Origin of the sequence: Loktanella sp. DJP18 (assembly GCF_049310965.1) — a bacterium.
In the GTDB taxonomy this organism is placed as follows: Bacteria; Pseudomonadota; Alphaproteobacteria; order Rhodobacterales; family Rhodobacteraceae; genus Loktanella.
The window spans coordinates 1-20897 of sequence record NZ_JBMERN010000034.1; the positions used below are offsets into that span (position 1 = coordinate 1).

The window sequence follows — 20897 nt, forward strand, 5'->3', positions numbered from 1 at the left end:
AGATTTTTTATGCTCAGAGCAAATTCCCTTTGCGTAGAAACCTGGAAAAACTACACCGATACATTTCCGCCGGGACGCAATAGTCGCCCTTTGGATATGAACAGGGTCTTCATGATGAAAGATCGTGACAAACCGGTGAAGCGTTCGTGTCGCGGTTGCGGCAAACCTGTCGCATTGTCGTCAGATATCGAAAAACACCGTTTCCTTCGGACCCTGGATGTAAACGTCGAACCGGTAGCTGCCGTCGGCCTGCCGTTGCGCCAGCAACGTCGGCACGCGCATCTGGTGTTCCAGCCGCGTCAGGATCGGGTCTTCGGCATTGGCCTCGGCCTCGTCGCTGAAATACATCCGGGTCTGCAATCCGATGTTGATGCCGCGCGCCACGATCCAGACGCTGATGTGCGGGGCCTGCCACCGCCCATCGGGCCAGCGCACACGCCCCGGCTTTACCGTCTCGAACCGGAAGGCCCCGGTCTCCATGTCGCCCGGACTCCGCCCGAAGCTGGTGAAATGCGGGTCGGCGTCGGCATCGTGGCCGGCAAAAAGTCCCGCCGCATCTGCCTGCCAGATCTCGACCAGCGCATCCTTCAGCGCCATGCCCATGCCGTCATGCACGGCCCCCGCGATGACGATCTCTTCGCCCTGCACCGCGCCCGTCTTCATCCGCGCGCCCAGATCCTCGGGATAGACTCCGCCGATCCCGCAGAAATTCGGCGTGCAGCCGATGTGGACGTAGGGCCCTGCCGTCTGGCTAGGGCTTTCCTTCATGACATTCAGCGGTTGCACCATGATCAAAGCCCCTCCGGCCGTGTTTCGAACGCCGTCTGCCGCCGCCCGCGCAGCACGATGTCAAACTTGTAGGCGCGCGCATCCATCGGCACCGTCCGCGCCATGTCCAGCGGCGCGATCAGCGACTTGACTGCCTCGGGATTCTGGATCGTGCCGACGATGGGACACAGCGGGATCAACGGGTCGCCTTCGAAATACATCTGCGTGATCAGCCGCTGGGCAAAGCTGTGGCCGAAGACGGAAAAATGGATATGCGCCGGGCGCCAGTCGTTCATGCCGTTCGGCCAGGGATAGGGCCCCGGCAGGATCGTGCGGAACTCGTAATGACCTTCTGCATCCGTGATGACCCGTCCGCAGCCGCCGAAATTGGGGTCAAGCGCCGCAACATAGCCTTCCTTCTTGTGCCGATACCGCCCGCCCGCATTGGCTTGCCAGACCTCGACCAGCGCCCCGCCGACACCGCGCCCGAATTCGTCCTGCACCCGCCCGTAGACGACGATCCGCGGACCGATCGCACTTTCGCCGGTAAAGTTGTGGATCAGGTCCGCGTCATGCTCGCCCAGCAGGCCGTGACCGAAGGTCGGGCCGGTGATCTCGGACAGACTTGTGGGAAAGGACAGCAGCGCCGCCTGTGGCGACCGCTTGACGCTGGTCTTGTAGGGCGGATGGAACGGGGCCGGATGCCAGTCCCGGTCGCGTGCAACAAAGCCGCCCTTGTCCGTGCCGTGTTCCGCCATCGTGTCCCCCCGCCGCGCCGCAATCACCCGACGCCCTTGCGCGGAAAATGACGGCGACCTGCCCGCAATGCAAGTCCGAAGCGGCAATCGGCATCCCGCGCCCTGCGGTCACGGGATTCTAACCCCTTGTCCGAAAAAACGATTCCTTTACATAATATGTCTCGCACGCGAAACATTCGCTTTTTGATATGTATTTCGCCGGGCCGCACGTCATGCCCCCGGCGCGATCTCCATCATCAGCGTGTCCGGCGCGATGCCCCGCTGCATCGCACTGGCCCGCACCGCCTCGCGCAGGGCCGCGCTACGTGTCAGCAGCGACCGGAATCGCGCCTCGTCCAGCACCAGCAGCGTCGACGGCGCGATGGTCTGCGCCACCGCACGGCGCGGCTTGCGCATCAGCGCCGCGATCTGCCCGAACATGTCACCGCGACCCAGCCGCAGCGTTTGCGCTGCGGTGTCCAGTTCCACCGCCCCCGAGGCGATGAAGAACACGCTGCGCGACAGACTGTCGGTGTTTCCGATCACGGTGCCCGCATCGACGTAACGGGTCTGAAGCGACCGGGCGAGCATTCTGAGCGAAGCGTCGTCAAGGTCAGCGAACAATGGAAATTGCCGCACGAGGTCAGTGCGTTGCACCGCGATGTCCAGCGGCGGACGCGCCTCTGCGGCGGTGCGTCGGGCCGATAGGTTCTGCATCAGCGCCGTATGCACTTCGGCCCCGATCAGGCCGTCTTCACGCATGGCGTTGTATTCGCGCTCCTCCAGCCGCAGCGCCGTGCGCCGGATGAAGCGGCGCTCCAGCTCCTCGGCATATCCCGGATACTGAAGCCGCAGACCCTCCAGCGCCGTCTCGACCGTTTCGATCCGGCGCGACAGCAGTTCGTGCAACAGGTCGGCGACCCGGCGCCCGTGGATGCGGCGAATTCGTCCATCGATGAAGGTATCGAGGTCGCGCATGATCAGCCGTTGCGACAGCAACCTCTCGAACCGGTCGGCGGTCATGCGGCCCAATGGCGTCGGAATTCGCAGCCTATTGTGCAGCGACACGGCCAGCCGGAAGGTGCGCTTATAGGCGACCGACTGGCGCGCCGCCCGCTGGTAGCCATTGCGTCCGCCCGCCCGCGCGCCTTCGATCAGGCGATCGGCGTCGGTCAGGATCTGGTCTGCCATCCGGGCCGAGATCGTCCGCTCGCGCACCCGCGACAGGATCGTGTCACGCTCGAACCCCGCCAATGCGATCAGGCCAAGCGTGATGCGGTCGCGGTCCAGAATGTCGCTGCTGTCGTCGGCCGCACTGACGGCCGCGTCCAGCCGTTCGCCGAACTGCTTCGCCTCGGCGCGCACGATCTCTCGGGTCAGGTCATAGGCTTCGGTGGTGCGGGCGACATCCTCCCGCACCGTCTGCAACGCGACGGCGACGACCTGACGCGACATCGCCTCGTCGATGGGCGACAGCCGGTCCAGCCCCAGCCACCCGATGACCAGCCGCAGGGTCGTGCCTTGCACGATCAGGGTGAACAGCGTGAATCCGGTGGCCAGGATGCCGACCAGCCGCTTGACCTCGACCGGGACACGAAAGCTTTCGGTCACCGCCAGCGCCAGCGCCAGCGTGACCGCTCCGCGCAGACCGCCCCACAGGATCGCGGCGCGGTAAGGGCGGTCGACGGCGGGCGACAGACGCAGCACCGTCAGCAACGGCAGAAGGCCGAACAGGATCAAGGCACGGGCTGCGATGGCGGCCAACACCACGACACCGACGAGGGCGACATCGGCCAGCCGCACCTCCTCCAGCAAGCGGGGGATCAGCAAGGCTGCCAGAATGAAGATCAGCGCCCCGGCCCAATGCGCCAGCAGGTCCCAGACCTCGCGCAGGTTGACCCAGACCTGCGGCGGCAAGCGACCGGGACCCGCAAGGTTCAGGGTCAGGCCCGCCACGACGACGGCGATCACGCCGGACGCCCCGATGCTTTGCTCTGCCCCGATATAGGCCAGATAGGGCAGCGAGACCGAAATCGAGATCACCGCAAGGTCGTGGCGGCTGAACATCGCCATGATCCACACCGCGATGCGTCCCGCGACCCATCCGCAAACCGCACCCCCCGCGATCAGGATCGGAAAACGGCCGAGGGCGGAACCCAGGTCCGGGTCGGGCACGCCGCGCATCACAAAGCCCATGAACAAGCCGAACAGCGCGATGGCTGCGGCGTCGTTCAACAGGCTCTCGCCTTCGATGATCCTTGCCAGCCGACGCGGCGCCGAGATCGACCGAAAGATCGAGACCACCGCCGACGGGTCCGTCGTGGACACGATGGCCCCGATCAACAGGCAGACCGCAAGCGGAAGCGGCGACGCCCAGGCCAACGCATACCCGACGGAAAGGGTGGCGACGACGACGGCCACGACGGCCAGCACGAGGATCGGCACCCAGTCGTCCAGCATCCGGCGCAGGTTCATGCCCAGCGTCGCCTGAAACAACAGGGTCGGCAGAAAGACGTACAGAAAGACGTTCGAGCGGATCGGCAACCCCAGAATCGCCAGAGCGATCGGATTCAGCGCATCGGTCAGCTCGGTGCGCAGGAAAAAGGCCGCGCTGACGCCGATCAGGATGCCCAGCAGGGCAAGGATCACGCCGTAGGGCAGCCGCAACCGCGCGGCGAGCGGTTCGGCCGCGCCCACGACGAGGAAAAGCGATGCGATGACCGCCGTGACAAGGACGATATCCATTCCGAGCGCATAGCATTTCCGACGGGATTTGGAACTGTCCGCCGACGTATCCTGCATCACGGTCGCGAAAGTGACCCTTTTGGAGCCGCTAGGTCATTTTCGATTGAAGTTCCGCGATTTCCGCGTTTGACAGGCCTCAGATCGAAAGGCCCGACAGCATGACACCAGAATTTCTCGTCACCCACTCCGGCGGCTTCCATGCGGACGAATTGATGTCCAGCGCCGTACTGTCCCGTCTGTATCCGGCAGCAAGGATAGTCCGCAGCCGGGACGCTGCGTGGATCACACCGGGGTCCGACCGGATCGTCTATGACGTCGGCGGTGGATATGACGCCGAACGCAACCTCTTCGACCACCACCAGCGCGATGCACCGTTGCGCGACGACGGCCAGCCCTTCAGCTCTTTCGGTCTGGTCTGGCAGCACTTCGGTAAGGCCTACCTCGCCGCTCTGTCCGTTCCGCAGGCGGATATCGAAACAGTTCACGCCAAGGTCGACGCAGGCTTCGTGCTGCCGATCGACCTGCTGGACAATGGCGCGCTGAGTCCCACCGTCGCCGGACCGCTGGCGGGCATGACGCTGCCCGGTCTGCTGGAAACTTTGAAACCCGTCTTTGATCAGGGCGGTCCCACCGCAGAGACGGAGGCCTTTCACAACGCCCTGACCATCGCCCGCGCCTTTCTGGAAGCGCGAGTCGCCCGCAGTGCTGCCGGGCTTCGCGCCGACGGCATGGTGATGGACGCCATTGCTGCGGCGGGTCAGGGCCGAGTGCTGGAATTGCCGATGGGCATGCCGTTTCGCCCGGCCGTGATCAGGGCCGGGGCCGATCACCTGCTGTTCGTCATCACGCCCCGCGGTGAAGGGGACTGGACCCTCGGCGGAATCGCGAAAGAAGCGCAGGGTTTCGATCTGCGCGCCGATCTGCCCGCCGCCTGGGCCGGCCTGACGGGAGAGGCGCTTGAACGCGCCTCCGGCATTCCGGGTGCCGAGTTCTGCCACAACGGACGCTTCATCGCCGCCGCAACGACTCGTGCCGCGATCGTCGCCATGGCCGAACGGGCCGTGATCGAGGCCGAAGCCGCCGGCCACTGACTTGCCCGCGAAAACCACTTGCGGTTTGCGGCGGAAATCCATAGGTCACGCCCTCAAGGCCTTGGCCCGGCGGCGAGTTGGCGGAGAGGTTACGCAGCGGATTGCAAATCCGTGTAGACCGGTTCGATTCCGGTACTCGCCTCCACACAGCATCAAGATCTCCGAAAATTCTCGGACCACTGCGACGCGGTGCTCCTGAAGAATTGGTGTCGTCATCGACCGGACGCGTCGCCATGACACGCGCTCGCGTCGCGCGCGGTTAAGCTTGAAATCGTCGCAATTTGAGCGGCACTTAACCCCCGGCTGCGCGCATGATCCGCGATCAGATCACCTGTTGCGTAGGGTCGCCTGACACGCTGCCCGAGGACAAGGTTGCCGAGTCATATACGCCCTAAATCCGTCTGTTTCAGAAGGGTCGAGACAGGACCCCGGTTCCGGCAACTCGCGTTTTCGGATCATCAACACGCGATGTCGTGCTGCGCACAAGACCGGGGGGGAAAATCGGTGGCCGTCCGAAGGACAGCAGCGGCACCGTCTCGACGACACTGTAGATCGGCACCCCGGGTGTCCGTCCCCACCAGCCGGCATCCATCCCGCGCGATCGCCCCACCGTTCGGGTGATCTCTCCAACAGGATTGTCCCGCAAAACTGGATTTAGGAACCTGTACACGCTGGCGTTCGACCGCAGACAGGGGCCGCCGGTCGCGGAACGATATGCGGCGCAGTTGGTTACACCCGCACGCGGCAAGGTTGCCTTGCCCTCCTCATGACATGCTCCACAGAAAGAACATCGCTTCCATGAAACAGGACCTGCCTTTCAATCCCCCGTCGGCCGATACCCAGTCCGACGACAAGACGATGGAGCGCGACCGCAATCCCGGCACCGGCGGCGAGACGCACCAGCACCCCGACGCGGGCGGCGACCGCCTGACCACCGCGCAGGGCATTCCCGTCAGCGACAACCAGAATACTTTGAAAGCCGGACCGCGCGGTCCGTCGTTGCTTGAGGATTTCCACTTCCGCGAGAAGATGTTTCACTTCGACCATGAGCGCATTCCCGAACGCGTCGTCCATGCCCGTGGCTACGCGGCGCATGGCTTTTTCGAGGTGACGGACGCGATCCCCGACCTGACGGCCGCACATCTGTTCGGCGAAAAGGGTCGGCGCGTGCCGGTATTCACGCGCTTCTCGACCGTGGCCGGCAACAAGGGATCGCCGGACCTTGCCCGCGACGTGCGCGGCTTTGCCGTCAAGTTCTATACCGAAGAGGGCAACTGGGATTTGGTCGGCAACAACATCCCGGTTTTCTTCATTCAGGACGCGATGAAGTTTCCCGACCTGATCCACGCCGCCAAGCAGGAACCGGATCGCGGCTTTCCGCAGGCGCAGACGGCGCATGACAACTTCTGGGATTTCATCTCTCTCATGCCGGAAGCGATGCACATGGTCATGTGGATCATGTCGGATCGGACTATCCCGCGGTCGCTGCGGTTCATGGAAGGCTTCGGCGTCCACACGTTCCGGTTCGTCAATGCCGAAGGCAAGGGCCATTTCGTCAAGTTCCACTGGAAGCCCAAGGTCGGCATGCAATCGGTCCTGTGGGACGAGGCGGTCAAGATCAACGGGGCTGACCCCGATTTTCATCGCCGCGACATCTGGAACGCCATCCAGGCGGGCGATTTCCCCGAGTGGGAACTGGGCGTGCAGGTCTTCGACGACGCGTTTGCCGACAGTTTCGATTTTGACGTTCTGGACGCGACCAAGTTGATCCCCGAAGAACTGGTACCTGTCCGCATCATCGGGCGCATGGTGCTGGACCGGCTTGTCGACAACTTCTTTGCCGAGACAGAGCAGGTTGCCTTCTGCACGCAGAACATCGTGCCGGGCATCGACTTTACCAACGATCCGCTGTTGCAGGGGCGTAATTTCTCTTACCTCGACACGCAGATCAAACGCCTGGGCGGGCCGAACTTCACCCATATCCCGATCAACGCGCCGCGCTGTCCGATGCACCATTTCCAGCAGGACGGTCACATGGCGATGCACAATCCGAAGGGTCGTGCCAACTATGAGCCGAACGGCTGGGCCAAGGGTGGACCGCGCGCCGATCTCAAGGGCGGATTCCGGTCCTTCCCGGAAGAGATCGTGGGTGAAAAGCGCAAGATCAGGGCCGAGACCTTTGCCGATCACTACAGCCAGGCAAGGCAGTTCTACGTCAGCCAGACGGACATCGAACAGGGTCACATCGCGGACGCGCTTGTCTTCGAGCTCTCGAAGGTCGTCGCTTTGGAGGTTCGCACCCGCATGGTCGCACACCTGCCGCACATCGACGCCGATCTCGCGGCCAAGGTGGCCGACGGTCTGGGACTGGACGGCGTGCCGACCCCGCACACCCCGGCGCGCAAACCGATCAGCGATCTGGTGGCGTCCGATGCTTTGTCGATCCTCAAGAACGGACCGGACAGCTTTGCCGGTCGCAAGCTGGGGCTGCTGGTCACCGACGGCATCGACGATGACGCCTTCGACGCGCTGAAAGAGGCTGTCGAAAAGGCCGGTGGCATGGTCGAGATCGTAGCACCCAAGGTCGGCGGCATCGTCACGGCGGGTGGCAGGAAGGTGCCTGCGGATCAGAAGATCGACGGCGCGCCCTCGGTTCTTTATGACGCGGTTGCCATTCTGGCGACGACGGAAGGGGCGACCGCACTGGCCGGAATGCACCCTGCGCGCACCTTCGTCGCGGACGCCTTTGCACACGCCAAGTTCATCGGCCTGTCGGAGGGCACCGATCCCCTGCTGGACGCGGCCGGGGTGAAGCCCGACGCGGGCGTCATGACGATCGGCGCAGCCAAGGACGCGCAGGCCTTCGTCCAGACACTTGGCGCATTGCGCTATTGGGACCGCAAGACGGCCTGAGCATTGTCCCATCGCACCCCAAATGGTGCGATGGGATACCCTTAGATTGGCGATTTCGCGTAAATGCCGGGCAGTTTGGCACGCAACAGCCGCCGCCCCCCGACTGGCGCGTCAAGCCTGTTGCCAACGTGATCCGGCCCGGTGACGATGCTGCAATGCAGCACCGCCTGAGAATCACCATCGTCGAAAGCGACCCTGCGCGCGCCGCGTTGATCCAGGAAAGCCTGCTGCGTGCAGGAGACTACGATCTGAACGTCGTGACCGACATGACGCGCCTGACGCTGGCCATCAAGACCGTCAACCCCGACATCGTGCTGATCGACCTCGACAATCCGTCGCGCGACACGCTGGAGGAGATGGCGCTGGCCACGGCACCGTTGGAACGGCCCGTCGCTCTGTTTGTGGATCAAAGCGACGCGAACCTGACGAAGATCGCCATCGAGGCGGGGGTGTCCGCCTATGTCGTCGACGGCCTGCGCGCCGACCGGCTGAAGCCGATCATCGATGCCGCCGTGGCGCGGTTCAACATGTTCCGCCAGATGCGCACGGAACTGGCTGCCACGAAACGCGCGCTTGAAGAACGCAAGGTCATCGACCGCGCAAAGGGCATTCTGATGAAGGCAAAGGGCATCGACGAGGAAGCGGCCTATGCCCTGTTGCGTCGCGCAGCGATGGACCAGGGCCGCAGGGTGGTGGATGTGGCCGAGGCGCTGGTCAGCACGGCGGGCCTTCTGTCATGACGAAGCCCATTCCCGTCGGGTTCGTCCCGCTGATCGACGCCGCCCCGCTGATCGTTGCGGTCGAAATGGGCTTTGACCGGGCCGAGGGCATTGCCCTCGAGTTGCGCCGCGCGCATTCGTGGGCGGCGCTGCGCGACATGGTGGCCTTCGGGCAGGTCACGGCGGCGCAGATGCTGTCGCCCATGCCAATCGCCACGGCACTGGGGCTGGGCGGGGCCGGTGCGCCCCTGGCCGCCGTCGCGGTCCTCTCCACGAACGGAGAGATCATCTGCGTGAGCGCAGCCATTGCGGACCGGATGCGGGTGTCGGGCCATGCCTTTGGTCTGGACGATGCCCGCGCCGCTGGGCAGGCGCTGATTGCCACCGCGCGGGGATCGCTGCGCATCGGTGTGCCGTTCCCGTTTTCGATGCACGCGGAACTGCTGTATCACTGGCTGTCGGCGCTTGGCCTGCCGGCACCGGCGGGCCTTGATATCCGGACTGTGCCGCCACCATTGATGGCGGCGGCGCTGGCGGCGGGTGACATCGACGCCTGCTGCGTGGGTGAACCCTGGGGGTCCATGGCCGTGGAACGCGGGGTGGGCGCGCTGTTGCTGCCCGGTTCCGCGATCTGGCCGGGTATGCCAGAGAAGGTGCTGGGCGTGCGGGCCGATCTGGCCGACGCGCAGCCCGACCATCTGAACGCGCTGATCCGCGCCCTGTGGCACGCGGGTCAATGGCTGGCCGACCCGCAAAGCCGCACCACGGCTTGCGAGATGTTGGCGGGCCGCGACTTCATCGACGTGCCGTCAGAGGTCATCGACCGCGCCCTGTCCGGCCACCTGACGATCTCGGCCCGTGGCGACGCCCGGATGGCACCGGGTTTCATCGACTTCGCCCATTTTACCCCGAGGGCCGATCACGCCGTCTGGATCGGAGAGCGGCTGGCCGCACGGCTTGGCCTCGACCGCGCGACGGCCCGCAGCGATGCCATGGCCACCTATCGCACCGCCCTGCACGGCAGTGCGCTGGCGGCGATTCCCGGCTATGCGCCATTGCACGATATCATGCCCCGTTCGTTTGACGGTCAGGAATTGAGCCTGACACCGCGAGGGTGACTGGATTTTGTGCAGCGGGATGCCGCAGTGCAGAAAAACCACCGCCCAACGCCTCTGCTGTCGTCTTGATCGTTGATTAACCCGCCCGCGCTGGTTGTAGTCGTCCTTAGGCAGACAATGGCGTCGGCCTGACCCCATTCCCAAAGTCCGGGTAATCCGAGCAGAGCCGCTCGACCCTTCGTGCAATGCACGAAGTCGGTCAGCGGCTATTTTTCGTATGTCCGGGCACCTGTCCCGGACCCTAAAGGGACGACCAGATGAAATATTTCAACGCCTGTCTTCTGATGACGACGCTGCTGGCCAGCCCGGCCTTTGCGCAGCTGCTGGACCTTGAGAAGGACGAGCTGACATTCGGCTTCATCAAGCTGACCGACATGGCCCCGCTGGCCGTGGCCTATGAGAACGGCTATTTTCTGGACGAAGGGCTGTTCGTGACGCTGGAAGCGCAGGCGAACTGGAAGGTGCTGCTGGACGGCGTCATCGGCGGGCAGCTGGACGGTGCACACATGCTGGCAGGCCAGCCGCTGGCGGCAACCATCGGCTACGGCACGGCCGCCCATATCATCACGCCGTTTTCGATGGATCTGAACGGCAACGGCATCACCGTCTCGAACGCCGTCTGGGCCGAGATGAAGCCGAACGTGCCGCTGGATGCCGACGGCAAGCCGCAGCACCCGATCTCGGCCGCGGCCCTGGCACCCGTCGTCGCCAGCTACAAGGCGGCGGGCAAGCCGTTCAACATGGGGATGGTGTTCCCGGTGTCGACCCACAACTACGAACTGCGTTACTGGCTGGCCGCCGGTGGCTTGAACCCCGGCACCTACACCCCGGACGACACCAGCGGCACCATCGGTGCCGATGTCATGCTGTCCGTCACGCCGCCGCCGCAAATGCCCGCGACGCTGGAGGCCGGGACCATCGACGGCTACGCCGTGGGCGAGCCCTGGAACCAGCAGGCCGTGGTCAAGGGGATCGGGGTGCCGGTCATCACCGATTACGAGCTGTGGAAGAACAACCCCGAGAAAGTGTTCGGCATCACGGCAGAGTTTGCCGAGGCCAACCCCAACACCACGCTGGCCCTGACAAAGGCGCTGATCCGCGCCGCCATATGGCTGGACGAGAACGACAACGCCAACCGCGAGGCGGCCGTCGACATGCTGGCCCGCCCGGAATACGTCGGCGCGGACCGCGACGTCATCGCGGCGTCGATGACCGGCACCTTCGAGTATGAAAAGGGTGACGTACGCGAAGTCCCGGATTTCAACGTGTTCTTTCGCTACAACGCGACCTACCCGTTCTATTCGGACGCGGTCTGGTATCTGACCCAGATGCGCCGCTGGGGGCAGATCGCGGACCCCAAGGACGACGCCTGGTTCGACGAGACGGCGAAATCCGTCTATCGCCCCGACATCTACCTTCAGGCCGCGCGGATGCTGGTGGATGAAGGTCTGGCGACTGAGGCCGACTTCCCCTTTGACAGCGACGGCTACAAGGCCCCGACGCCAGCCGAAGATGTGATCGACGGCATCGCCTATGACGGCAAGCAGCCCAACGCCTACATCGACAGCCTGCCCATCGGGCTGAAATCCAGCGACGTCGCCGGCGGCTGACGCAACGGTGCCGCCTCGATCGCGGCGGCCCCTTTTTCCGACCTGATCCGAAGGACCTCGCCATGACCACCGTCGATCCCGACCACCTTGACGTTCGGCAGCGCGACGCCCGCCGCGCCGTCTGGTTCACCCGCATCAACAAGGCCGACGCCTGGTTCACCGTGCTGGGTTTCGCCTGGCTTACCCCGCTGCTGAAAGCCGCTGCCGGCGACAACCCGCGCGCGCAGGGCAAGGAAATCTGGCGCCTGCTGGGCGTGCCGCTGCTGTCCATCGCGGTGTTCCTGATGCTGTGGTCGTCACTGGCCCCGCGTGTCGTGACATCTCTGGGTGCCATCCCCGGCCCTGTCGCCGTCTGGTCCGAGGCACGAGGTCTGCACGCCGACGCGGTTGCGAAGTGGGACAAGAAGGCCCAGTTCGAAGACCGGCTGGCCGAGCGCAATGCCAAGCTGGTGGAGGCGGGTCGCAGCGCCGACGTGAAAGACATCGTCTATACCGGCGCGCCCACCTACTACGGGCAGATCTGGACCTCGATCCAGACTGTGTTCTTCGGCTTTCTGATCGCGTCGGTCGTGGCGATTCCGCTGGGTATCGCGGCGGGCCTGTCGCCCACCGCCAATGCGGCGCTGAACCCCCTGATCCAGATTTTCAAGCCGGTGTCGCCGCTGGCCTGGCTGCCCATCGTCACGATGGTCGTCAGTGCGGTCTATGCGACCAATGACGGCATGTTCACGAAATCCTTCCTCGTGTCCGCGATTACCGTCACGCTGTGTTCGCTTTGGCCGACGCTGATCAACACGGCGCTGGGCGTGGCCAGCATCGACCGCGACCTGATCTCGGTCAGTCGCGTGCTGAAGATGGGGCCTTATGCCAAGATCACGAAACTGGTGCTGCCGTCGGCCCTGCCATTGATCTTTACCGGCTTGCGCCTGTCGCTGGGAGTGGGCTGGATGGTGCTGATCGCGGCAGAGATGCTGGCGCAGAACCCCGGCCTTGGAAAGTTCGTCTGGGACGAATTCCAGAACGGATCGTCGCAAAGCCTGGCCCGGATCATCGTCGCGGTTCTGACCATCGGCATCATCGGCTTCCTGCTGGACCGCGTGATGTTCGCCATGCAGTCGTTCTTCACCTTCTCGGCGCAGCGGTGATGGGCATGAGCATCCTGTCATTCAAAGGCGTCAACAAGGGGTTCGGGCAAGGCATACACCGCACAGAGGTCCTGCTCGGCATCGACCTTGACGTGAAGGAGGGCGAGTTTCTGGCCATCCTAGGGTTTTCAGGCACCGGCAAATCGACCTTGATGAACCTGGTGGCCGGGCTTGAGGCACCGGACAGCGGCAGCCTGACGTTTCGCGGCCAAGCCGTCACCGGACCCGGCCCGGATCGCGGGCTGGTGTTCCAAAGCTACAGCCTGATGCCCTGGCTGACCGTGCGCGGCAACGTCATGCTGGCGATCGAGGCGGTTCACGGCAAGCTGGCGCGCGCGGACAAGATCGCAAAGGCCGACCATTACATCGGCATGGTCGGCCTGTCGCACGCGGGCCACCGCTATCCGTCAGAATTGTCGGGCGGGATGCGGCAGCGGGTCGCCGTGGCGCGCGCGCTGGCGATGGAGCCGGACCTGCTGCTGCTGGACGAACCGCTGTCCGCGCTGGATGCGCTGACCCGCGCGAACCTTGCGGATGAGATCCTGGAGATCTGGGAGGCGGACAAGACCACCTGCATCCTGATCACCAACGACGTGGACGAGGCGATCCTGCTGGCCGACCGGATCATCGTGCTGAACCCCGACGGCACGCTGGCCGATCCGGTGGCGGTCAACATCCCGCGTCCGCGCAACCGCGACGCGATGAACCATGATGCGGTGTTCAAGATGCTGCGCACGCAGGTCACGCAATACCTGATGGAGGTGGGCATCGCCGCCAAGGTGGCGGAAACCCGACACCTGCCCAATGTGACGCCGATCCACAAGCTGGTGCCTGCCGCCGTCCGCGACAGCCGCGAGGGGATGATCGAGGAACGGTTCCTCGACTTCAGCCAGTTGCACAAGATCTATCCGACGCCCAAGGGGCCGTTGTGCGTCGTGGAAAATTTCGATCTGAAGGTCAATCAGGGCGAGTTCATTTCGCTGATCGGTCATTCGGGATGCGGGAAATCCACCGTGCTGACGATGGCCGCCGGCCTGAACGCGATCAGCAAGGGTGCGATCCGGCTGGACGGGCGCCATGTCGAAGGGGCCGACCCGGAACGCGCGGTCGTGTTCCAATCCCCCAACCTGTTCCCCTGGCTGACCGCCAAGGAGAACGTCGCGATCGGTGTCGACAAGGTCTATCCGCGCGCCAGTCAGACCGAACGGCAGGAGGTTGTCGAATACTACCTTGAACGGGTGGGACTGGCGGACGCGATGGATCAGGGCGCGCATGCGATGTCGAACGGCATGAAGCAGCGTGTCGGCATTGCGCGGGCCTTTGCCCTGTCCCCGAAACTGCTGCTGCTGGATGAACCGTTCGGGATGCTTGACAGCTTGACCCGGTGGGAGCTGCAAGAGGTCCTGATGGAGGTCTGGTCGCGCACCAAGGTCACGGCAATCTGCGTGACCCACGATGTGGACGAGGCGATCCTGCTGGCCGACCGCGTGGTGATGATGACCAACGAGCCGCAGGCCACCATCGGCAGGATCACGGACGTGAAACTGCCGCGTCCGCGCACCCGCAAGGCGCTTCTGGCGCATCCCGATTACTATGACTACCGGCAGGACGTCCTTGATTTCCTGACGGAATACGAACACGGGGCGAAGCCCGCTCCCAAGTCCATTGCGGCGGAGTAGGACATGACCAAGAGACTTGTCGTCATCGGGGCCGGCATGGCCTCTGGCCGGATGCTGGAACATCTGTTCGACACGCAGCCCGGCCGCTGGCGCGTGACGCTGTTCAACGCGGAGCCGCGCGGCAACTACAACCGGCTGATGCTGTCGCCGGTCCTGTCCGGTGACAAGACCTACGCCGAGATCGTGACCCACGACGCCGCCTGGTATGTGGCGCATGGCGTCACCTGCCGGTTCGGCGAAAAGGTCCTGCGTATCGACCGCGACGCGCGTGTCGTCACGGGGGTGAACGGTGACGTGCCCTATGACCGCCTTGTCATCGCCACCGGGTCGAATCCCTTCATGATCCCGCTGCCGGGCCACGATCTGGCCGGTGTCATCCCCTACCGCGATCTGGAGGATACCGAGCGGATGATGGGCCTTGGCGCGCGGCCCGGATCGAAGGCGGTCGTCATCGGCGGCGGTCTGCTGGGGCTGGAGGCGGCAGCCGGCATGGCCGCACAGGGCGTTCAGGTCACCGTCGTGCACGTCATGGGTCACCTGATGGAACGCCAGCTTGACGCGGCGGCGGGTTATCTGCTGAAAAAGGCGCTGGAGGCGAAGGGCATCACGGTCCTGACCGCAGCCAATTCCAAGGAAATCGTCGGAACGGATGGACACGTCAGCGGCTTGCTGTTGGACGACGGCACGGAACTGCCCTGCGACCTGCTGGTGATGGCCGTCGGCATCCGGCCCAACGTGGCCTTGGCGAAAGAGGCCGGTCTGGCTGTCGGGCGCGGCATCCATGTCGACGATGCGATGGTGACGTCCGATCCGCATGTTCTGGCCCTTGGCGAATGTGTCGAACATCAGGGCGCGATCTTTGGTCTTGTCGCACCGCTTTACGATCAGGCAAAGGTCGCCGCCGCCACGCTGGGCGACACGCCCGCCAGCTTTGTTGCGAAAGAGGTCGCGACCAAACTGAAGGTCACCGGATGCGACCTGTTCAGCGCAGGCGATTTCGCGGAAGGCGAAGGCCGCGACGATATCGTGTTCCGCGATCCGTCGCGCGGCGTCTACAAGCGCCTCGTGCTGGAAGGCGAGCGATTGATCGGTGCGGTCATGTATGGCGACACGGCGCATTCCGCATGGTTTCACGGGCTGATCAAGGACCACGCCGACGTGTCTGCGATGCGCGACACGCTGATCTTTGGCCCGGCATTTCAAGGGGGTGCCCCGGCGGACCCTTTGGCAGCCGTTGCAGCCTTACCGGGTGACGCAGAGATCTGCGGCTGCAACGGCGTATGCAAATCCCGCATCGTGGATGCGATCAAGGGCGGTGCCTCGACCCTGACCGACGTGCGCGCACAGACCAAGGCAAGTGCCAGCTGCGGCACCTGCACGGGGTTGGTCGAACAGGTCATGGCACTGACGCTGGGCGACGATTTCGCGGTGCAGACGGTCAAGCCGATGTGCCCCTGCACGCCGCTGACCCACATGGACGTGCGGCGTCTGATCAAGTCGCGCGGGCTGAAGTCCATGCCCGCCGTCATGCAGGAATGCGGCTGGACGACGCCCTGCGGCTGCGCGTCCTGCCGACCGGCGCTGAACTACTACCTGTTGTGCGACTGGCCGGGCGAATACGCCGACGACGACCAGAGCCGCTTCGTGAACGAACGGATGCATTCCAACATCCAGAAGGACGGCACCTATTCCGTCGTGCCGCGGATGTGGGGTGGCATCACCACGCCGGATGAATTGCGCGCCATCGCCGACGCCGCCGACAAGTATCAGGTGCAGACCGTCAAGGTGACGGGCGGCCAGCGCATCGACCTGCTGGGCGTTAAAAAACAGGACCTGCCCGACATCTGGGCCGACCTGAACGCCGCAGGCATGGTATCGGGGCAAGCCTATGCCAAGGGGCTGCGGACGGTGAAGACCTGCGTCGGGACCGATCATTGCCGATTCGGCACACAGGACAGCACCGGCCTTGGCATCCGCATGGAAAAGGCGCTGTGGGGATCGTGGACGCCGGCCAAGGTCAAGATGGCCGTGTCCGGTTGCCCTCGTAACTGTGCGGAAAGCACCTGCAAGGACGTCGGCGTGATCTGCGTCGATAGCGGCTATGTCCTGCACATTGGCGGCGCGGCGGGGCTGCACATTCGCGGAACCGAGGTGATGTGCACGGTCAGGACCGAGGACGAGGTGCTGGAATACACCGCCGCCGTCGTGCAGCTGTATCGCGAAGAGGCCGCCTATCTGGAGCGGATGTACAAGTGGATGGACAACGTCGGTCTGCCGCACATCGTCGACCGCGTCGTGACCGATGCGGACAGCCGGCGCGCGCTGGCCGACCGCTTTTTCTTTGCGCAGCAGTTCATGCAGCATGACCCCTGGGCCGAACGGACAAAGCCCGCCTGGCGCGCGCTTTATGCACCGCTGGCCGATCTGACACTGGAGGCGGCGGAATGACCGACTGGACCGATATCGGCGCATTGACCGACATTCCCGAACGCGGCGCTCGGGTGGTCAAGACCCACCTTGGCTGCGTCGCCCTCTTTCGCACGGCGGATGACGAGGTCTTTGCCATCGACGACGCCTGCCCTCACAAGGGCGGGCCATTGTCCGAAGGCATCGTCCACGAAAGGTCCGTCACCTGCCCCCTGCACAACATGGTGCTGCGGCTGGATACGGGGCTGGCGCAGGGGGCGGACACCGGTGCCGTGAACACCTACGCGGTCCGCATCGAAGACGGTCGCATCATGCTGGACACCGCGCGACTGCGGCGCAAGCGGGTCGCATGATGGACGGTGCACCCTTGGCGCCGGAGGTCCGCACCACCTGCGCCTATTGCGGCGTAGGCTGCGGCGTGCTGGTGCGCCCGGACGGCGCGGGCGGCGTCACGGCCCGGGGCGACCCTGACCACCCGGCGAATTACGGGCGGCTGTGTTCCAAGGGCTTTGCCTTGGGTGAGACGCTGTCGCTGGACGACCGCCTGCTGGCCCCGCGCGTCAATGGCGCGGATACGGACTGGGATACGGCGCTGGGGCTGGTGGCGGACCGCTTTGCCCAGACCATCGCCGAACACGGGGCCGATTCCGTGGCGTTCTATGTCTCTGGTCAACTGCTGACCGAGGATTACTACGTTGCGAACAAACTGATGAAGGGCTTCATCGGGTCGGCAAACATCGACACCAACTCAAGGCTTTGCATGGCGTCCACCGTTGCCGGGCAGAAGCGCGCCTTCGGCACCGATACCGTGCCGGGGACGTATGAAGACCTCGAACTGGCCGATCTCGTGGTGCTGGTGGGATCGAACCTCGCCTGGTGCCATCCGGTGCTGTACCAACGGTTGGCCGCGGCCAAGGCGGCGCGGTCCGCGATGCACGTCGTCGTGATCGACCCGCGCCGCACCGCGACCTGCGATCTGGCGGATATGCATCTGGCGCTGGCGCCCGGCAGCGATGTCGCGTTGTTCAACCGCCTGCTGGCTGCCATCCACGCAGGCGGTGCCGTCGATCACGATTACCTGCGCCACGTCGCGGGCTTTGACGCCGCGCTGCACACCGCTGCGGCAGAGAACGTCAGCGTCTGCGGACTGGCCCCGGACCAGATCGCGGCATTCTGCGACCTTTGGGTGCAGACGCAAAAGGTCGTCACCGTGTTCAGCCAAGGCGTGAACCAATCGTCATCCGGCACCGACAAGGTGAACGCGATCATCAATTGTCACTTGGCGACGGGCCGGATCGGCAAGCCCGGCATGGGGCCATTTTCTGTCACCGGGCAACCCAACGCGATGGGGGGCCGCGAGGTCGGCGGCCTGTCGAACGCGCTGGCCTGTCATCTGGACCTCGAAGATGTCGCCCACCGCGATCTGGTCCGCACATTCTGGAACGCACCCGCACTGCCGGACCGGCCGGGCCCTATGGCAGTGGATCTGTTCGACCGGGTGGCCGACGGGCGGATCAAGGCGCTGTGGATCATGTGCACCAACCCCGCCGTGTCGATGCCCGACGCCGACCGCGTCGCCGCGGCCATCGCCGGCTGCGACTTCGTGGTGGCCAGCGACGTGACTGGCCTCACCGACACCGCGCGACTGGCGCATGTGCTGCTGCCAGCGACCGGCTGGGGCGAAAAGGACGGGACGGTCACGAACTCCGACCGCACGATCAGCCGCCAGCGCGCGGCATTGCCCGCACCGGGACTGGCCCGGCCCGACTGGGCGATCATCTGCGATGTGGCGCAGCGGATGGGGTTCGGTCCCGCCTTCGACTACACCGCACCGGCCGAGATCTTCGACGAATATGCCACCCTGTCGGGACTGGCGGCCGCGACCGGGCGCGACTTTGACATCTCTGGCCTGACGGGCTTGGGCACTGCGGGCTACACCGCCATGGAACCTGTGCGCTGGCCCACCACGGCACAGGGGCAGACGACCCGTTTCTTTGCCGACGGACAGTTCTTTACCCCCGACGGGCGTGCGCGCATGGTCGCCGTGACCGCGCGGCCCCCCGCCGCCCGCACCGGCCCCCGCTATCCCTTCCGGCTGAACACCGGGCGCATCCGCGACCAGTGGCACACGATGACGCGCACGGCGAAATCCCCCCGCCTTAACCAGCATCTGGGAGAGCCGTTTCTGGAGATTCACCCGGCTGACGCGGCAGCACTTGGCATCGCGCCCGCCACGCTGGTCAGCGTCACCAGCCCCACCGGCACCTGCATCCTGCGCGCCCTGATCACCGACCGGGTCCAGCCGGGTCAGGTCTTTGCCCCGATGCACTGGACCGGAGAGACCGCGCCGACCGGGCGCATCGACGCATTGGTGCCGGGGATCGTCGATCCGCTGTCGGGCCAGCCCGAAAGCAAGGCTGCCGTGGTCGCGGTCGCGCCCTATCAGGCGGACTGGTTCGGTTTCGCGGTCAGCACCGCGCGCCTTTCGCCAGATTGCGCCTACTGGGCGCAAAGCCGGGTCGCGCGCGGCTGGCGGGCAGAGCTGGCTGGGCTGGACCATCCGCAGGATTGGGAGGACGCGGCCCGCCACCTGTTCACCCTGCCGGATGCCGCCTGCCAGACGATCAGCGACCCTGCCACCGGCACCGCACGCATCGCGTTCCTGGACGGGGACCGCCTGCTTGCGGCGCTGTTCGTATCGCGCGCGCCGGTCGCGGTGTCGCGCGATCACCTTGTGGCGCAACTGGGACAGCCGGCCGTGGCACCGCTCTCTGGTCGGCCCAGCGCCGACATGCCCGACCCCGGCCCGGTGGTCTGCGCCTGCCTGAACGTCGGGCAGAATACGATCCGCGCCGCAATTTCCAGCGGGCAGGCCGTCAGCATGGCGCAGGTCGGCGACTGCACCGGGGCGGGGACGAACTGTGGCTCATGTCGGCCAGAGATCGCGGTTCTGCTGGCAAAGGCGCAACGGTTGGAGGCCGCCGAATGACACTGGCCCCCTATGTCGCCATTCTCGGCCGGGGCCAGGGCCGCGCCCGGTCGCTGACCCTGGACGAGGCGCAGGCCGCGATGACCTGCATCCTCGAGGGCGCCGCGGCCCCGGAGGCGCTTGGCGCGCTTCTCATGCTGCTGCGCATGAAGGGAGAGGTCGCGGACGAGATCGCCGGGTTCACCGCGGCCGCCCGCGCGTCCCTGCCGGCCTGGTCGGGTCCGCGTCCGATGGTCGACTGGCCGTCCTATGCCGCTGGCCGCACGCGCGGGCAGCCCTGGTTTCTGGCGGCTGCACGTCTGGTCGCTCTGGCCGGCTATCCGGTTCTGCTGCACGGCTGGAATTCGCATCAGGCGACCGGCGCGTCGATGCGCGACGCCTTGGGACCGCTTGGCATTGCATCGGTCGGCTGGGCCGATGCGCCTGGCACCCTCGCCCGCGACGGCACCGCCTATGTCCCGCTTGAGGCATTGTCGCCTGCCCTCATGGACCTGTTGCGCCTGCGCGATGTCCTTGGCCTGCGGTCTTGCATCAATACCGTGCTGCGGATGCTGAACCCTGCTGCGGCCCCCGTCGCACTGCAAGGCGTGTTTCATCCGTCCTACCGCGAATTGCAGCGTGATGCGGCGCTTCTGCTGGGCCAGCCGACCCTGCGTGTCCTCAAGGGCGGCGGAGGAGAGTTCGAGCATCATCCCGCCAAGGACATCACCCTGCACGGCCTGACCGGCAGCGTCGTGTGGGAGGGGCCGACAGGTGCCCCCGTCACCGCGCGCCAGCGTCTGGCCGACACGGACAGCACATTGGCCGAGGTCTGGCATGACAAGGCGCGGGACGCCTTTGCCACCGCCATCGTGACCAGCACCGCCGCTCTTGCCCTGTCGGCCTGTGGCGTGAGCGATGCCGAACGGGTCGCACGGGACCTGTGGCGCGCCCGTCACCTTGCGCCGGCCATGTGA

14 protein-coding genes and 1 tRNA gene are annotated in these 20897 nt (G+C 65.2%); 12 read left to right on the forward strand and 3 right to left on the reverse strand.

Features of this window, described 5'->3' with window-relative positions; all coding sequences use genetic code 11:
* Positions 1–180: 180 nt before the first annotated feature.
* The 3 genes from pcaG to ACOI1H_RS11715 form a co-directional block, all read right to left on the reverse strand.
* Positions 181–789 (reverse strand): protocatechuate 3,4-dioxygenase subunit alpha, encoded by a 609-nt coding sequence (pcaG, locus tag ACOI1H_RS11705; RefSeq protein ID WP_422437650.1) that lies wholly within the window; start codon positions 787–789, stop codon positions 181–183.
* 2 nt (positions 790–791) lie between these two features.
* Positions 792–1526: a protocatechuate 3,4-dioxygenase subunit beta gene (gene pcaH, locus ACOI1H_RS11710; protein ID WP_422437652.1), complete on the reverse strand. Its 735-nt coding sequence runs from the start codon at positions 1524–1526 to the stop codon at positions 792–794.
* 210 nt (positions 1527–1736) lie between these two features.
* The gene (locus ACOI1H_RS11715) at positions 1737–4250 is read right to left on the reverse strand and encodes a cation:proton antiporter (RefSeq protein ID WP_422437654.1); all 2514 of its coding nucleotides are present in this window, start codon (positions 4248–4250) and stop codon (positions 1737–1739) included.
* Positions 4251–4408: 158 nt separating this feature from the next.
* On the opposite strand from ACOI1H_RS11715, the gene ACOI1H_RS11720 reads away from it, so the two are divergent.
* The 12 genes from ACOI1H_RS11720 to ACOI1H_RS11775 all read left to right on the forward strand — a co-directional run bounded on the left by ACOI1H_RS11720 (position 4409) and on the right by ACOI1H_RS11775 (position 20897).
* On the forward strand, positions 4409–5341 hold the full coding sequence (locus ACOI1H_RS11720; RefSeq protein ID WP_422437655.1) for an MYG1 family protein: 933 nt from the start codon (positions 4409–4411) through the stop codon (positions 5339–5341).
* A gap of 71 nt (positions 5342–5412) precedes the next feature.
* A tRNA-Cys gene (locus ACOI1H_RS11725) sits at positions 5413–5486 on the forward strand.
* A gap of 713 nt (positions 5487–6199) precedes the next feature.
* Positions 6200–8254 (forward strand): catalase, encoded by a 2055-nt coding sequence (locus ACOI1H_RS11730; RefSeq protein WP_422437690.1) that lies wholly within the window; start codon positions 6200–6202, stop codon positions 8252–8254.
* Between the two features lie 155 nt (positions 8255–8409).
* Positions 8410–8994 (forward strand): ANTAR domain-containing response regulator, encoded by a 585-nt coding sequence (locus ACOI1H_RS11735; protein ID WP_422437656.1) that lies wholly within the window; start codon positions 8410–8412, stop codon positions 8992–8994.
* Complete coding sequence (locus tag ACOI1H_RS11740) at positions 8991–10091, forward strand: CmpA/NrtA family ABC transporter substrate-binding protein (RefSeq protein ID WP_422437658.1); 1101 nt, start codon at positions 8991–8993, stop codon at positions 10089–10091. Before ACOI1H_RS11735 ends, ACOI1H_RS11740 begins: the two co-directional genes overlap by 4 nt.
* 257 nt (positions 10092–10348) lie before the next feature.
* Positions 10349–11701, forward strand: coding sequence for a CmpA/NrtA family ABC transporter substrate-binding protein (locus ACOI1H_RS11745; RefSeq protein WP_422437660.1), 1353 nt, complete (start codon positions 10349–10351; stop codon positions 11699–11701).
* A gap of 62 nt (positions 11702–11763) precedes the next feature.
* Positions 11764–12846, forward strand: a complete 1083-nt coding sequence (locus tag ACOI1H_RS11750; RefSeq protein ID WP_422437662.1) for an ABC transporter permease — start codon at positions 11764–11766, stop codon at positions 12844–12846.
* Between the two features lie 5 nt (positions 12847–12851).
* Positions 12852–14525, forward strand: a complete 1674-nt coding sequence (locus ACOI1H_RS11755) for an ABC transporter ATP-binding protein (protein WP_422437664.1) — start codon at positions 12852–12854, stop codon at positions 14523–14525.
* Between the two features lie 3 nt (positions 14526–14528).
* The gene (gene nirB / locus ACOI1H_RS11760; protein WP_422437665.1) at positions 14529–16973 is read left to right on the forward strand and encodes a nitrite reductase large subunit NirB; all 2445 of its coding nucleotides are present in this window, start codon (positions 14529–14531) and stop codon (positions 16971–16973) included.
* Entirely contained in the window at positions 16970–17305 is a 336-nt protein-coding gene (nirD, locus tag ACOI1H_RS11765; RefSeq protein WP_422437667.1) for a nitrite reductase small subunit NirD, read from the forward strand. Before nirB ends, nirD begins: the two co-directional genes overlap by 4 nt.
* Positions 17305–19941: a molybdopterin-dependent oxidoreductase gene (locus tag ACOI1H_RS11770; protein WP_422437692.1), complete on the forward strand. Its 2637-nt coding sequence runs from the start codon at positions 17305–17307 to the stop codon at positions 19939–19941. The genes nirD and ACOI1H_RS11770 overlap by 1 nt, the downstream gene beginning before the upstream one ends.
* Entirely contained in the window at positions 19938–20897 is a 960-nt protein-coding gene (locus ACOI1H_RS11775) for a glycosyl transferase family protein (RefSeq protein WP_422437669.1), read from the forward strand. The genes ACOI1H_RS11770 and ACOI1H_RS11775 overlap by 4 nt, the downstream gene beginning before the upstream one ends.

Excerpts from the sequence above, each read along its gene's own strand:
- pcaG (WP_422437650.1), bottom strand. The coding sequence starts at position 789 with ATGGTGCAACCGCTGAATGTCATGAAGGAAAGCCCTAGCCAGACGGCA.
- pcaH (WP_422437652.1), bottom strand. The coding sequence starts at position 1,526 with ATGGCGGAACACGGCACGGACAAGGGCGGCTTTGTTGCACGCGACCGG.
- ACOI1H_RS11715 (WP_422437654.1), bottom strand. The coding sequence starts at position 4,250 with ATGGATATCGTCCTTGTCACGGCGGTCATCGCATCGCTTTTCCTCGTC.
- ACOI1H_RS11720 (WP_422437655.1), top strand. The coding sequence starts at position 4,409 with ATGACACCAGAATTTCTCGTCACCCACTCCGGCGGCTTCCATGCGGAC.
- ACOI1H_RS11730 (WP_422437690.1), top strand. The coding sequence starts at position 6,200 with ATGGAGCGCGACCGCAATCCCGGCACCGGCGGCGAGACGCACCAGCAC.
- ACOI1H_RS11735 (WP_422437656.1), top strand. The coding sequence starts at position 8,410 with ATGCAGCACCGCCTGAGAATCACCATCGTCGAAAGCGACCCTGCGCGC.
- ACOI1H_RS11740 (WP_422437658.1), top strand. The coding sequence starts at position 8,991 with ATGACGAAGCCCATTCCCGTCGGGTTCGTCCCGCTGATCGACGCCGCC.
- ACOI1H_RS11745 (WP_422437660.1), top strand. The coding sequence starts at position 10,349 with ATGAAATATTTCAACGCCTGTCTTCTGATGACGACGCTGCTGGCCAGC.
- ACOI1H_RS11750 (WP_422437662.1), top strand. The coding sequence starts at position 11,764 with ATGACCACCGTCGATCCCGACCACCTTGACGTTCGGCAGCGCGACGCC.
- ACOI1H_RS11755 (WP_422437664.1), top strand. The coding sequence starts at position 12,852 with ATGAGCATCCTGTCATTCAAAGGCGTCAACAAGGGGTTCGGGCAAGGC.
- nirB (WP_422437665.1), top strand. The coding sequence starts at position 14,529 with ATGACCAAGAGACTTGTCGTCATCGGGGCCGGCATGGCCTCTGGCCGG.
- nirD (WP_422437667.1), top strand. The coding sequence starts at position 16,970 with ATGACCGACTGGACCGATATCGGCGCATTGACCGACATTCCCGAACGC.
- ACOI1H_RS11770 (WP_422437692.1), top strand. The coding sequence starts at position 17,305 with ATGGACGGTGCACCCTTGGCGCCGGAGGTCCGCACCACCTGCGCCTAT.
- ACOI1H_RS11775 (WP_422437669.1), top strand. The coding sequence starts at position 19,938 with ATGACACTGGCCCCCTATGTCGCCATTCTCGGCCGGGGCCAGGGCCGC.